The sequence below is a fragment of the Providencia heimbachae ATCC 35613 genome (genome assembly GCF_001655055.1).
Lineage (GTDB): Bacteria > Pseudomonadota > Gammaproteobacteria > Enterobacterales > Enterobacteriaceae > Providencia > Providencia heimbachae.
The window spans coordinates 81,650-96,188 of the sequence record NZ_LXEW01000018.1; the positions used below are offsets into that span (position 1 = coordinate 81,650).

General features: G+C 42.8%; 10 protein-coding genes. 9 read left to right on the forward strand and 1 reads right to left on the reverse strand.

Translation table 11 applies throughout. The annotated features are described in order from the left end of the window. Positions 1 to 19 precede the first annotated feature (19 nt). The 3 genes from M998_RS06410 (at position 20) to rluA (ending at position 6,499) form a co-directional block, all read left to right on the forward strand. A complete protein-coding gene (locus tag M998_RS06410; protein ID WP_068908103.1) occupies positions 20 to 2,371 on the forward strand; it encodes a DNA polymerase II in 2,352 nt (783 codons plus the stop codon). Between the two features lie 351 nt (positions 2,372 to 2,722). Beyond that, a complete protein-coding gene (rapA, locus tag M998_RS06415) occupies positions 2,723 to 5,629 on the forward strand; it encodes an RNA polymerase-associated protein RapA (RefSeq protein ID WP_068908104.1) in 2,907 nt (968 codons plus the stop codon). 219 nt (positions 5,630 to 5,848) lie between these two features. Continuing rightward, the gene (gene rluA / locus M998_RS06420) at positions 5,849 to 6,499 is read left to right on the forward strand and encodes a bifunctional tRNA pseudouridine(32) synthase/23S rRNA pseudouridine(746) synthase RluA (RefSeq protein WP_175403155.1); all 651 of its coding nucleotides are present in this window, start codon (positions 5,849 to 5,851) and stop codon (positions 6,497 to 6,499) included. A 256-nt stretch (positions 6,500 to 6,755) separates the two neighbouring features. Here the strand turns inward: rluA and djlA are convergent, their stop codons facing one another. After that, positions 6,756 to 7,571, reverse strand: a complete 816-nt coding sequence (gene djlA / locus M998_RS06425) for a co-chaperone DjlA (protein ID WP_068441137.1) — start codon at positions 7,569 to 7,571, stop codon at positions 6,756 to 6,758. A gap of 195 nt (positions 7,572 to 7,766) precedes the next feature. Between djlA and lptD the strand changes: the two genes are divergently transcribed. The 6 genes from lptD to apaH all read left to right on the forward strand — a co-directional run bounded on the left by lptD (position 7,767) and on the right by apaH (position 14,514). After that, the gene (gene lptD, locus M998_RS06430) at positions 7,767 to 10,118 is read left to right on the forward strand and encodes an LPS assembly protein LptD (protein WP_068441720.1); all 2,352 of its coding nucleotides are present in this window, start codon (positions 7,767 to 7,769) and stop codon (positions 10,116 to 10,118) included. 68 nt (positions 10,119 to 10,186) lie between these two features. Continuing rightward, on the forward strand, positions 10,187 to 11,506 hold the full coding sequence (gene surA, locus M998_RS06435) for a peptidylprolyl isomerase SurA (RefSeq protein WP_068441717.1): 1,320 nt from the start codon (positions 10,187 to 10,189) through the stop codon (positions 11,504 to 11,506). Next, on the forward strand, positions 11,487 to 12,482 hold the full coding sequence (gene pdxA, locus M998_RS06440; RefSeq protein ID WP_068908107.1) for a 4-hydroxythreonine-4-phosphate dehydrogenase PdxA: 996 nt from the start codon (positions 11,487 to 11,489) through the stop codon (positions 12,480 to 12,482). Before surA ends, pdxA begins: the two co-directional genes overlap by 20 nt. Further along, on the forward strand, positions 12,479 to 13,288 hold the full coding sequence (gene rsmA / locus M998_RS06445) for a 16S rRNA (adenine(1518)-N(6)/adenine(1519)-N(6))-dimethyltransferase RsmA (protein ID WP_068908110.1): 810 nt from the start codon (positions 12,479 to 12,481) through the stop codon (positions 13,286 to 13,288). The genes pdxA and rsmA overlap by 4 nt, the downstream gene beginning before the upstream one ends. Before the next feature lie 18 nt (positions 13,289 to 13,306). Continuing rightward, on the forward strand, positions 13,307 to 13,684 hold the full coding sequence (gene apaG, locus M998_RS06450) for a Co2+/Mg2+ efflux facilitator ApaG/CorD (RefSeq protein ID WP_068441129.1): 378 nt from the start codon (positions 13,307 to 13,309) through the stop codon (positions 13,682 to 13,684). 2 nt (positions 13,685 to 13,686) lie between these two features. Then, positions 13,687 to 14,514 (forward strand): bis(5'-nucleosyl)-tetraphosphatase (symmetrical) ApaH, encoded by an 828-nt coding sequence (apaH, locus tag M998_RS06455; protein WP_068441126.1) that lies wholly within the window; start codon positions 13,687 to 13,689, stop codon positions 14,512 to 14,514. The last annotated feature ends 25 nt before the right edge of the window (positions 14,515 to 14,539 follow it).

Genomic DNA, 14,539 nt, shown 5'->3' on the forward strand with positions numbered 1-14,539 from the left:
TAATTAATGCGAGTAACCCATGACCCAATTGATGCCAACCGCAGAAAAAGGCTTTATTTTAAGCCGACACTGGAGAGATACCCACCAAGGTATCGAGGTCTCATATTGGTTACTCACTGACTCTCACCCTCGTAAAGTCACCGTGCCTTATCAACAAGCCGTTGGTTTTTTACCTTCATCCAAACTGCCCATTGTTCGTCATTTATTAGATGAGCAAGCAAATATTTCCTATCGGCTGGTTGATTTAGCCGATTTTCAGCGTGAAAAAGTCTACGCCATTTATTGCTTTCACTATCGCCAGCTACAGAATCTTGATAAAAACTGTAAAGAACTCGGTGTTGAATTACTCGAAACCGATATCCGCCCTTGCGAACGTTATTTAATGGAACGCTTTATCACCGCGCCTGTCTGGTTTTCTCGTAATCAACGTGGGGAATATCAACTTAAACCTTGTGAAGGTTATCGTCCGCTTATTAAAGCGGTTTCTCTCGATATAGAAACCAGTCAACATGGGGAACTTTACTCCATTGGCTTATCAGGCTGCGGCGATAATGTCGTATTTATGTTAGGGCCTGAACAAGACCCATCTTTAAGCCGCGATCATCGTTTAGTCTATGTGAATAGTCGTCCTTTACTTCTCAATAAGCTCAATGAATGGATACAACAATACGACCCCGATGCCATCATCGGTTGGAATCTGATTCAATTTGATCTACAAGTGTTACAAAAACATGCACAGCGCTACGGTATTCCACTCCTGTTTGGGCGACAAAATAAAAAACTTGAATGGCGTGAACACGGCTTTAAACAAGGCGTATTTTTTGCCTCTGCGGAAGGTCGGCTCATTATTGATGGTATCGACGCATTAAAAGCAGCGACATGGAGCTTCCCGTCATTTAGCCTAGAATCTGTGGCACAGAAGCTGCTTGGTGAAGGAAAGGCTATCAATACCCCATATGACCGAATGGATGAAATTAATCGCCGTTTTGCTCACGATAAACCCGCCCTTGCCCATTACAATATTCAAGATTGCATTCTGGTTCATCGTATTTTTGAAAAAACAGATTTAATGGCATTCTTACAAGAGCGCTCAAGTGTCACCGGTTTAGTGGTCGAAAAAATGGGAGGATCCGTTGCCGCTTTCTCTCATCTGTATATTCCTCGTTTACACCGACTTGGCTTTGTTGCCCCCAATTTGACCGAACAAAAATTTCAGCTCAATCCTGGCGGGTTTGTGATGGATTCGCAACCCGGGTTATATGATTCGGTATTAGTGCTTGATTATAAAAGTCTTTATCCATCAATTATTCGCACATTTTTAATTGATCCCGCAGGCATGATTGAGGGCCTTGCCCACCCCGATAAACAATACTCTGTATCGGGCTTTCGTGAAGCATGGTTTTCGCGCACAGTTCATTGCTTACCCGACATTGTTAGCCATATTTGGCAAGAACGTGATAAAGCCAAAAAAGAACAAAATGCGCCATTATCTCAAGCACTAAAGATCATCATGAATGCCTTCGCTGGTGTACTTGGTGCTGAAGGCTGCCGTTTTTTTGATCCTCGCTTAACCGCTTCCATCACGATGCGGGGGCATGAAATTATGCGAACCACAAAAAAATTAATTGAATCTCAAGGCTATCAAGTTATCTACGGTGATACCGATTCGACCTTTGTATGGCTTAAAGAGGCTCAGACTGAGGAACAAGCGCAGGAAATTGGTTTTACATTACGTGACCATGTTAATACATGGTGGAAGCAACATTTGCACGAAGAATGGCAACTTGAGGGGGTTTTAGAGCTTGAGTTCGAAACTCACTATCGACGATTTTTAATGCCAACAGTACGCGGTGCAGAAATGGGAAGCAAAAAGCGTTATGCGGGGTTAAGTCAAGACACCATGATATTTAAAGGGCTAGAAACCATTCGTTCTGACTGGACACCACTCGCTCAAATTTTCCAAAAAGAATTATATACACGCATTTTTCATCGCCAACCTTATCGTGAATTTATCAGTGAATATATCCAAGCCATACGTTCCGGTCTATATGATGAACGCCTTATATATCGCAAGCGTCTGCGCCGTAAACTGTCTGACTATCAACGCAATGTACCGCCGCATGTCCGAGCGGCACGCCAAGCAGACGAGTATAATTTAAAATTACAGCGACCTTTACAGTACCAAAATGGCGGCTGGATAAGCTATATTATTACGCAAGCAGGCCCTGAGCCCCTTGAAACGGTGACGGCTCATCCCGATTATGAACACTATATACTCAAGCAAATTAAGCCGATTGCTGACGCAATATTGCCGTTCTTACAAGATGATTTTGATACCATTTTGACAGGGCAAATAACACTCTTGTTTTAGATAAATAACATGATTTTTTATGCGTTGATGTTTTTTAACAGGTGACGATAAGCCTCGCTTGAATTACTATAACGCCCCTTTGATATCTCGCGCCCCATTTACACACAAGTTGACGAGATTATCGATTATACTCTTCATATTTCGAGTTGTACGGATATTGGCTTCACCCCATGCCACTTGAATAATTAAGCGTATATAATTACCCGTCGGGAAACGACAGTTTTTAAAAATTCGAGACACCCCTTGTTTTATTGATATTGAGTTGTACCAACACAGGGTCAAGACATTAATAAAAATCGTCTTAAAAAATCTAAAAATAAACTATCAAAATTATGGAATTAAGTTAAACCTATGCCATTTACTCTTGGTCAACGCTGGATCAGCGATACAGAAAGCGAACTTGGATTAGGCGCCGTTGTGGCTATTGATGTCCGCATGGTGACTTTGCTTTTCCCTGCAAGCGGAGAAAACAGACTCTACTCACGCAGTGATGCACCAATTACCCGAGTCATGTTCAATGAAGGTGACACCATCACCAGCCATGAAGGCTGGCAACTGCGGATCGAGCGCATTGAAGAAGATAAAGGCTTACTCACTTATATTGGTACTCGGTTAGATACCGAAGAAACCGAAGTAAGTCTGAGAGAAGTTTTTCTCGACAGTAAGCTGACCTTCAATAAACCACAAGACCGCTTGTTTGCCGGTCAAATTGATCGAATGGATCGCTTCGCATTACGTTTTCGTGCGCGAAAATTCTACAGTGAACAAGTGAAGCACCAATCAACTGGTTTACGTGGCATACGAGCAAGTCTTATCCCTCATCAACTGCATATCGCCAATGAAGTCGGTAAACGTCACCATCCTCGCGTATTACTTGCGGATGAAGTCGGCCTCGGAAAAACAATCGAAGCTGGCATGATTATCCACCAACAATTAATGGCAGGTCGTGCTGAGCGTGTTTTAATCATTGTTCCTGATAGCCTTCAGCACCAATGGTTGGTCGAAATGTTACGCCGCTTTAACCTGCGCTTTTCATTATTTGATGACAGCCGTTATAGCGAAGCGCAACATGATAGCGATAACCCGTTTGAAACAGAGCAATTGGTTTTATGTTCCCTCGATTTTGTTCGCCGTAACAAACAACGCTTTGACCAATTAGTCGAAGCGGGTTGGGATATGATGGTTGTCGATGAAGCTCACCATTTACAGTGGAGCGAAGCTGCCCCCAGCCGCGAATATCAAGTCATTGAAACACTAGCAGAACATGTTCCATCTATTCTGTTACTAACCGCGACGCCAGAACAACTCGGTCAAGAGAGCCACTTTGCTCGCTTACGCTTACTCGATCCAAGTCGCTTTCATGATTATCAAGAATTTATTGCTGAGCAAGAAAACTATCGCCCTGTTGCGGATGCAGTCTCTCTGCTGCTTTCTGGCGTGAAATTAACGCGTGAACAGCAAAACTTGCTGAATGAATTGATCAAAGAGCAAGATATTGAACCCTTATTGAAAGCGGCAAATCTTGAAGGTGAAGATAGTATTGCGGCGCGCCAAGAGCTTACCAATATGTTGATGGACAGGCATGGTACAAGCCGTCTGTTATTTAGAAACACACGTAATGGTGTCAAAGGTTTCCCTTGCCGTGAACTGCATTCATTAAAAATGCCACTGCCGACCCAATATCAAACAGCAATCAAAGTAGCTGGCATTATGGGTTCGAAAAAGGATGTTGAAACCCGCGCAAAAGAGATGCTTTACCCAGAGCAAATTTACCAAGAGTTTGAAGGTGAAAATGCCACTTGGTGGAACTTTGATCCTCGTGTTGAATGGTTAATGGGCTTCCTGACAGCTAATCGACATGAAAAAGTGTTAGTGATTTGCGCAAAAGCAGCAACCGCTTTGCAACTCGAGCAAGTTTTACGTGAACGTGAAGCCATCCGCGCTGCCGTATTCCATGAAGGACTATCCCTATTAGAACGCGACCGTGCTGCAGCTTACTTTGCTTCTCAAGAAGAAGGAGCCCAAGTATTACTGTGTTCAGAAATTGGTTCTGAAGGCCGAAATTTCCAGTTTGCAAATCAGTTAGTGATGTTTGACTTGCCTTTCAACCCAGACTTACTTGAGCAGCGCATCGGTCGTTTAGACCGCATCGGACAAACCCGCGATATCACTATCCATATCCCTTATTTGGAAAGTACGGCTCAATCAGTCTTATTGCGTTGGTATCATGAAGGCTTAGATGCTTTCGAGCACACTTGCCCAACCGGCCGTGCTATTTATGATAAATATTACCAGCCGCTATTACAGTATATGGCCGAGCCAACCGTCACTGATGGGTTTGATGATTTTATTAAGGCTTGCCGTGAAGAGCACGACACACTGAAATTGCAACTTGAGCAAGGGCGTGACCGCCTACTTGAAATGCATTCAAATGGTGGTGAATCAGGCAATAAATTGGCCGAAGAAATTGGTGCGGGTGATAACGATACTGAATTAGTTAATTTTGCCCTTAATCTGTTTGATATTGTTGGCATCAATCAGGAAGATAAAAGTGACAATTTAATTATTTTAACGCCATCTGATCATATGCTAGTTCCTGATTTCCCTGGGCTTCCGCAAGATGGTTGCACGATCACATTCGATCGTGAACAAGCGCTTTCCCGAGAAGACACCCAGTTTATTAGCTGGGAGCACCCGATTATCCGTAATGGGCTCGATTTGGTTCTATCGGGAGATACAGGAAGTTGTGCTGTTTCATTATTGAAAAATAAAGCATTACCTGTTGGCACATTACTGACAGAGTTAATTTATGTGGTTGAAGCGCAAGCGCCCAAACACTTACAAATTAGCCGCTTCTTGCCAGCAACTCCGGTGCGCCTACTCGTTGACCTAAAAGGCAACAACCTATCCTCTCAGGTTGAATTTGAAAGCTTTAACCGCCAGCTCAATGCGATCAACCGCCATATGGCAAGCAAGTTAGTCAATGCGGTTCAAAATGAGGTGCATTCTGTTTTACGCCTCTCCGAGCCTATGATGGAAAAAGAAGCCCAAACTATCATTGAGAGTGCGAAGGAAGCTGCCGACAAAGCGTTAACGTTAGAGCTTTCTCGATTAGAAGCTCTCAAAGCGGTCAACCCAAATATCCGTGATGAAGAGCTAGACATTATCGAAGAAGAACGCCAACAGTTGATGACGAATATCGACCAAGCCACATGGCGACTTGATGCCATCCGCTTAGTCGTAGTAACGCATCAGTAAATTAGGTAGGCGGCAAACGAAGATATCTCGGAGAGTAACGAATATAAATAGTGATATCCTCAACAAATTAAGTATAAAAGTATTACCCTAAATAATTCGAGCTACAGGTAGGCGGCAAGTAAAGATATCCCGATGAGCATACATTAGTATGTGATTCGGGTGGCTTTATGAAGCCAACACCCCTGTAGTTCGAAGTATGACGGGTCATCAGGAGTAATAATGTTACCTTATAATCCGCCGATAGACCCTTGGTTGTACGTTCTTTATCAAGACGAGCACATCATTGTCGTCAACAAACCAAGCGACCTACTTTCTGTGCCTGGGAAAGCGCCTGAACACCACGATAGTGTTATGAGCCGCGTTCAACGCGACTATCCGGCGGCTGAATCTGTGCATCGTTTGGATATGGCAACAAGTGGCGTCATGGTTGTCGCATTACATAAAGCCGCTGAGCGTGAACTAAAACGCCAGTTTAGAGAACGTGAACCGCGAAAATTCTATATTGCTCGAGTATGGGGGCATTTAGAGAAAGAAGAAGGCTTGATTGATTTACCCTTGATTTGTGATTGGCCAAATAGACCAAAACAAAAAGTCTGTTTTGAAACGGGGAAATCGGCGCAAACTGAATACCAAGTATTGGAATATGAAGATAAGGCGACACGAGTCAGGTTATCGCCTATTACAGGCCGTTCACACCAATTACGCGTCCATATGTTAGCTTTGGGCCACCCAATTTTAGGTGATAGGTTCTATGCCCATGACGAGGCTAAAGCCCTTGCACCGCGCTTGCAACTTCATGCCCAAGAACTGTTCATTACTCACCCTAAGTATGGCACACCAATGCATTTTACCTGCCAACCTGATTTTTAGGTTTATTTAATCAATTGATTGAATTTCAATACAGCCAGTGCCGTAAATATTACCCTATTTCGGCACTCGACATCACTCCACAACGATACAACCATTCACCTTCTTCGCAAAAACATACTTTAAAACACCACACACTAAATAAATTTTGTTGTAGCTAAGCAAAAAGGGAATGAATCCCTAGTCGCGTAGATAACTACGTCACTAGGGTTCGTGAATGAAGATAACAAAGCGACAGTGCAAAATATGACGGGGAAAACTATTTAAAGCCAAGCTCTTTTTTGACTAAGTCATAAGCTGCTTGGATTGACTGTGCCTTTTGCTTTGCAATTTCCATCATTTCTGGCGGTAAACCTTTTGCCACCAGCTTATCCGGATGATGCTCACCCATTAACTTACGATAAGCACGTTTAATTTTCGTTGGTTCATCATCTGGTGACACACCCAGCACTTTGCATGCATCTTCTAATGTTGGGCCGCTGGATTGCTGATAATATCCGCCTGATTGCTGCTGAGAGTAGCCTTGGCCAAACTGACGTCCACTTTGGATCATACTGAGAAATTGTTCGAACTGAGCTTTTGAAATACCAAGCTCTTCCGCAATAATAAATAACACCTTTCTTTCGTTTGGATGTAAATTGCCATCCGCAAAAGCTGCCTGTAATTGAATTTCCAGAAACATCTGAATAAGATCAAAACGACCATAACAAGCCATGCGTAATTGTTTAAGAACATCTCTTAATGGAAAGTCGGGCGATTTACCTTCTCGAAATGCTTGTTGAGCGGCTTTTCGTGTTTCCCCATGCAGTTGCATTCTATCCATTAAATTTGACGCAAGTTGAATGTCTACCTCGGTTACTCGGCCTTTAGACTTAGTCAAATGTCCCAAAATTTGGAAGGTACTGGCAAAGAAAATAATTTGACGATCACGTTTACTCATACCACCCGCAAATTTGCGCTGAGCAGATGCTTTATCAAAACCATGTCCTAAAATTAAGCCAGCTAACGCCCCCCAAAACCCCAAACCAGAGACGATCGCGAGTACAACTCCAATAATTTTGCCCCAATAGTGCATATAACCCTCAATTCTTCAATGCTCAGAATGCAATTTTGCATTATCATACTATTCATTCTGCTCTGTGCATAACTACAATGTGTGCAACTACAAACACGCAAAGTTTATTACATTATACTGGCGTAAAGTGGTTGGCTAAGTTAGTCTTTGAGCGTTTGCCGGCTTGCCAATTATGACGGAACCGCATATTTAATGATGAAGAAAAGTTATCCAACAATATTAGCCACCATGGTATGGGCGGCAATTTATAGTCAGCAGGCGCATGCTGACCTTGCACAGCAATGTATGCTGGGCGTCCCGGTTTATACCAAACCCATTGTAAAAGGTGACGCCAACAACTTGCCTATTCAAATAACTGCTGAGGATGTCCAAGGGGAATATCCTAACTTTGTTGAATATAAAGGTGATGTTGATATACAGCAGGGAAATCAAACATTAACCGCTGACAATGTTAAGCTGACACAAACACAAGAAGACGGTGCTCAGCCTGTTCGCGAAGTGACAGCAACCGGTAATGTTCATTATGATGACCCTCAAATTATCCTGAAAGGCCCTTCTGCTTGGTCTAATCTGGATAATAAAAATACTGACGTTAATGATGGTAACTACATGATGGTAGGCCGTCAGGGGCGTGGTGACGCCACAAAAATGAAAATGCGTGATGAAAACCGTTATTCCATCATGGAAAACGGAACATTCACCACCTGTTTACCCGGCAATAACAGCTGGAGCGTTGCAGGCTCTGAAGTCATCATTGACCGAGAAGAAGAAGTAGCTGAAATTTGGCATGCACGTTTTCGTGTCGGTGATGTACCCATTTTTTATAGCCCTTACATGCAATTGCCGATCGGCAATAAGCGTCGTTCTGGTTTCTTAATTCCAACAGGTAGTTATTCAACAAATGACGGCTTAGAGTTCTCTTTGCCTTACTATTGGAATATCGCCCCGAACTATGATGCAACTATCACACCACAGTTTATGACTCACCGTGGTGTTAAGCTAAATAATGAGTTTCGTTATCTTATTACACCAGGAACCGGAACGGTTGCATTTGATTTTATTAATCGTGACCGCGCATACATCAAAGATAAAGATCGTGAAAAACGTGATGCCCGTGATAGCGATGACCGCTGGTTATTCTATTGGCGTCATTCAGGGACCTATGCACAGCACTGGAACTTCAATGCTGACTACACCAAAGTAAGTGACCGCCAATACTTTACTGATTTTAATTCCCAATATGGTAATACCACTGACGGGTATGCAACGCAAAAATTCAGTACTGGTTATTCTGATACCAACTGGAATGCAAAATTAAGTCATAAGCAATTCCAAATTTTTGTTGATGATCCGAATAAACGTGCTTATAAAGCAGAGCCTCAATTAGACTTTAATTACTACAAAAATAATTTAGGTGTATTTGATTTTCACACATATGCTCAAGCTGCACGTTTCACTAGCGTCGGAGAAAATAATCCTGATGCGACACGTTTACATATTGAACCTGAAGTAAACCTACCGTTATCTAATGGTTGGGCGAACATGAACAATAGCTTTAAAGTGTTTGCAACACATTATGACCAAGATATTCCTAACTCAAATAGGGATACAAATTTAGAGAAAAATGTTACCCGTGTTCTGCCAATGTTTAAGAGTGATGCAAAAGTCGTCTTCGAGCGTGACCTTTATCAAGGGAGTGACTTTGTTCAAACATTAGAGCCACGTGTTCAATATCTGTATGTGCCGTATAAAAATCAGGACAATATCAATAACTTTGACTCCTCACTGATGCAGTCGGATTATAGTGGATTGTTCCGTGACAGAATCTATAGCGGCTTGGATCGTATCGCCTCCGCTAACCAGTTTACGACAGGTGTAACTACCCGACTGTATGATGATGCCCTTGCTGAACGTTTTAATTTTTCTGTTGGGCAAATCTACTATTTCGAACGCCCTCGAGCAGGTAACTCGAACCGATTAATTGATGATAAAAGTAATACTGGCTCATTATTGTGGGCAACTGACACAATGTGGCGTATTGATGAAAACTGGGGTATTCGTGGTGGGTTACAATACGACCGCCGTTTAGGCAACGTCACCATGGGGAATGCGGTCACGGAATATCGCTTTGATGCTGACCGTTTAATTCAACTGAATTATCGTTTTGTTGATCGTGACTATATTCAAGCTACTGCGCCCCAAAATAATTTACAAAATGGTTATACTCAGCAGGGAATTTCACAAGTTGGTACTGTTGTCAGTTGGCCATTAAATGACCGCTGGGGCTTTGTTGGTTCATATTATTATGATACGAAACAACAACAATCTGCGAGCCAATTAGTTGGTTTGCAATATAATACCTGTTGCTGGGCAGTTAATTTAGGCTATGAACGTAAGATTGTGGGCTGGCAACGTGACAAGTTCAGCAGTGAGTATGATAATAAATGGTCAGTCAATGTGGAACTTAGAGGCCTAAATAACAATCATAGTTTAGGTAGTCAGGAAATGTTGCAGCAAGGTATTATGCCTTATCAACGTGCTTTCTGATAAAAAACAACATGAATACAACGATTAACCCGCTTTTTGCGGAACCAAAATCAATTTATAGGACCATTATGAAGAATTGGAGAACGCTTATTCTGGGACTGATGTTCGCAAGCTCTGCTACCCTAGCTGCGCCACAGCAAATGGATAAAGTGGCTGCGGTCGTCAATAACGGAGTTGTGCTGGAAAGTGACGTCCAGAATATGATCAACACGGTTAAATTGAACGCACGTAATGCAGGCCAGCAAGTCCCTGATGACCAAGCTTTGCGCCATCAAATCGTTGAGCGTTTAGTTATGGATAACATCATGCTGCAAATGGCAAGCCAAATGCAAATCAACATTCCAGAAGAAGCGGTTAATGCAACCATCGCCGATATTGCCCGCCAAAATGGATTAACATTTGAGCAAATGCAAAAACGTTTAGTTGCTGATGGCATCAACATGTCACAGTATCGTAGTGAAATCCGCAAAGAAATGCTGATTGCAGAAGTACGCAACAATGAAGTTCGTCGCCGTGTTTCTATTTTACCGCAAGAAGTTGATGCGCTTTCCGAGCAAATGAATTCACAAGCAAGCTACGAAACAGGTATGAACTTAAGCCATATCTTAATCCCTCTGCCAGAAAACCCAACTCCTGAGCAACTGCAAAAAGCAGAAGATCTGGTGAATAAAATTCTTGCTGAGCTGAAAAAAGGTGGCGACTTCGGTAAATTAGCAATTGCGTATTCTGCTGATCCACAAGCTCTCAAAGGTGGAAATATGGGTTGGTCTCGTCTACAAGAGCTACCGGTCGTCTTTGCAGAAAAACTCAAAAATGCGAAAAAATCTGACATTGTTGGCCCAATTCGCTCAGGTGTCGGCTACCATATTCTGCGCGTTAATGATGTAAGCGGCGGTAACCAGCCGATTTCAGTGACTGAAGTTAAAGCTCGCCATATTTTGATCAAATCATCCCCAATCATGGATGATACCCAAGCAAGACAAAAGCTGGTTCAAATTGCTCAAGATATTCGTAGTGGAAAAATCTCTTTTGAAGACGCTGCTAAAGAAAACTCAGAAGATCCAGGTAGCGCACTAAAAGGGGGGGAATTAGGTTGGAACATGCCTGATGTCTACGACCCAGCCTTTCGTGATGCCTTGATGAAATTGAATAAAGGCGAGCTAAGTCAGCCTGTACCTTCAAACTTTGGTTGGCACTTAATTCAGTTAGAAGATACCCGTAATGTTGATAAAACAGATGCGGCTCAAAAAGATCAAGCATACCGCTTACTCTTTAATCGTAAATTTAACGAAGAAGCACAAAGCTGGATGCAAGAACAAAGAGCATCTGCTTATGTGAATATCATGGATGGTCGTAGCAGCCAATCAGATGATGAAAAAACTAAGTAAACCCATAGTGATAACCCCCGGCGAACCTGCCGGGGTAGGTCCTGACCTGTTGATTCAACTCGCACAAACATCGTGGCCTGTTCAACTGGTTGCTTGTGCTGATCCCAATTTGCTACTTGAGCGAGCCAAAGCCCTTAACCTACCATTGACGTTGACAGAATATTCAGCCAATACAAACTCTAGCGCTCAAGCGCCAAGTACTTTGTCCGTTATACCTGTTTACCTGAATACTCCAACTACCGCAGGCGTATTGAATGTACAAAATGGCGACTATGTCACCCAAACGCTAGCAAGAGCCTGTGATGGTTGTTTAAATGGTGAATTTTCGGCAGTCGTGACTGGGCCTGTACACAAAGGCATTATTAATGATGCGGGCATCCCTTTTAGTGGACATACCGAGTTTTTTGCGGACAGAAGCCATTGTGAACGTGTTGTAATGATGCTTGCAACACAGGAACTGCGTGTTGCATTAGCCACCACACATCTTCCTTTAAAGGATGTTTCTGGTGCGATCACAGAGCAAAGTTTACGAGAAGTGATCACTATTTTACATCAGGATTTACAGTCTAAATTTGGTATCAAAAAGCCGAATATCTACGTTTGTGGCCTCAACCCACACGCAGGTGAAGGCGGTCATATGGGTACAGAAGAAATTGATACCATCATCCCTGCTCTTGAAAATTTAAGAAAGCTGGGTATAAACCTTATCGGACCATTGCCTGCAGATACTCTCTTTCAGCCTAAGTATTTAGAAAATGCTGATGCAGTACTGGCAATGTATCACGATCAAGGTCTTCCTGTGCTAAAATACCAAGGTTTCGGCAGAGCGGTGAATATCACCTTAGGTCTGCCATTTATCCGTACCTCTGTCGATCACGGCACAGCGCTAGAATTAGCCGGTACGGGTCATGCCGATGCGGGAAGTTTTATCACCGCATTGAAGTTAGCTATCCAAATGACACATAAGAATTCATGAATAATCGAGTCCACCAAGGGCATTTTGCCCGCAAACGTTTCGGGCAGAACTTTTTAACTGACCAATTTATTATCGACAGTATTGTGGATGCAATGAATCCACAACATGGTCAAGCCATCGTAGAAATCGGCCCCGGCCTCGGCGCACTTACCGAGCCTGTCGGCAGCCGAATGGATAAAATGACCGTTATTGAAATTGACCGCGATCTGGCTGCGCGTTTACACGTGCACCCGCAGCTCAAAGATAAACTGACCATCATCCAACAAGATGCGATGAAAGTTGATTTTAGTGAACTTGCTAAAGAGGCAGATCAGCCGCTACGCGTATTTGGTAACCTACCCTACAATATCTCTACGCCCCTTATGTTCCATTTATTCACCTTTACAAGTTCCATCGCTGACATGAGTTTTATGTTACAAAAAGAAGTCGTGAATAGATTAGTCGCAGGTCCTGGTAGTAAAACATTTGGTCGTTTAAGTGTCATGGCACAATACTATTGCAATGTGATCCCCGTATTAGAGGTTCCACCTACTGCATTTACGCCAGCACCAAAGGTAGATTCCGCTATTGTTAAGCTTATTCCACATCGTGAAAATCCTTATCCTGTTAAAGATATTAAATTTTTAAGCCGTATTACAACGCAGGCATTTAATCAGCGACGTAAAACTGTCCGTAATAGTCTCGGTGATATATTCAGTATTGAAGAACTCACTGAACTCGGTATCAATCCCGGAACGCGCGCTGAAAATATTACTGTTGAAGAATATTGTAAAATGGCAAACTATCTTTCTAACCGTTCAGAATAGAATGTCGTAGGAGGCACTATGCTTAATGAACCGAATGTAAGCATCCAAGTTCAAAGTGTCTACATAGAGAGTCAATCTCAACCTGAAATTGCCAGATATGTATTTGCGTATACCATTTGCATCCGTAATTTAGGTCGGGAAACGATACAATTAATGAGCCGTTATTGGCTCATTACCAACAGTGATGGCCATAAAACTGAAGTTCAAGGTGAAGGGGTTGTAGGCGAACAGCCAATTATTCCTCCCGGAAAAGAATATCGTTACACCAGCGGTGCAATCCTAGAAACACCAATGGGAACGATGGAAGGCTATTACGTCATGATAAGCGGTCAGGGTAACAACTTCCACGTTGATATCCCTGCTTTCCGTCTTGCAATACCAACGCTGATTAATTAATTATGTCGACATACGTTATTGGTGATATACACGGTTGCTATCGTGAGCTACGTGAATTACTTGAAAGTGTTAATTTTGATCCTCAGCAAGATACTTTATGGTTAACGGGTGACTTAGTCGCCCGAGGGCCTGAGTCTCTGCAAGTTCTCCGTTATGTTAAAAGCTTAGGCTCTTCCGTTCGCTTAGTGCTTGGTAATCATGACCTACATCTTCTCGGTATTTACTGCAAAATTAGCCGTAATAAGCCTAAAGATCATCTTGATGAATTGCTTAATGCACCCGATATTGATGAGTTAATCAATTGGTTGCGTCGCCAGCCTTTATTACAGGTTGATGACGAGAAAAAGATGATAATGGCTCATGCGGGAATAACGCCACAATGGAATTTAGAAACCGCACGGATGTGTGCAAGGGAAGTCGAAGCCGTGCTCTCTAGCGATGCCTACCCGCTATTTATTGATTCTATGTATGGTGATATGCCAAACAATTGGTCTGATAGCTTAATGGGGCTCGCACGACTGCGTTTTAGCACCAACGCGCTCACTCGTTTGCGTTACTGCTTCCCTAATGGCCAACTGGATATGATTTGTAAAGAGAATCCGAAAAAAGCGCCCGCACCACTAAAAGCGTGGTTTGACCTTCCTAGCCAAATCCCAGAAGACTATTCGATTTTCTTTGGTCACTGGGCTTCTCTAGAAGGAAAATGTACGCCAGAGAATGTGTATGCATTGGATACGGGCTGCTGCTGGGGTGGCGATTTAACACTATATCATTGGGAAACACAGCAATATCATCGACAGAAGTCTTATCAGAAAAGCCGTAAAGAATAAATATCTAGAGATAATGACCTCAGAA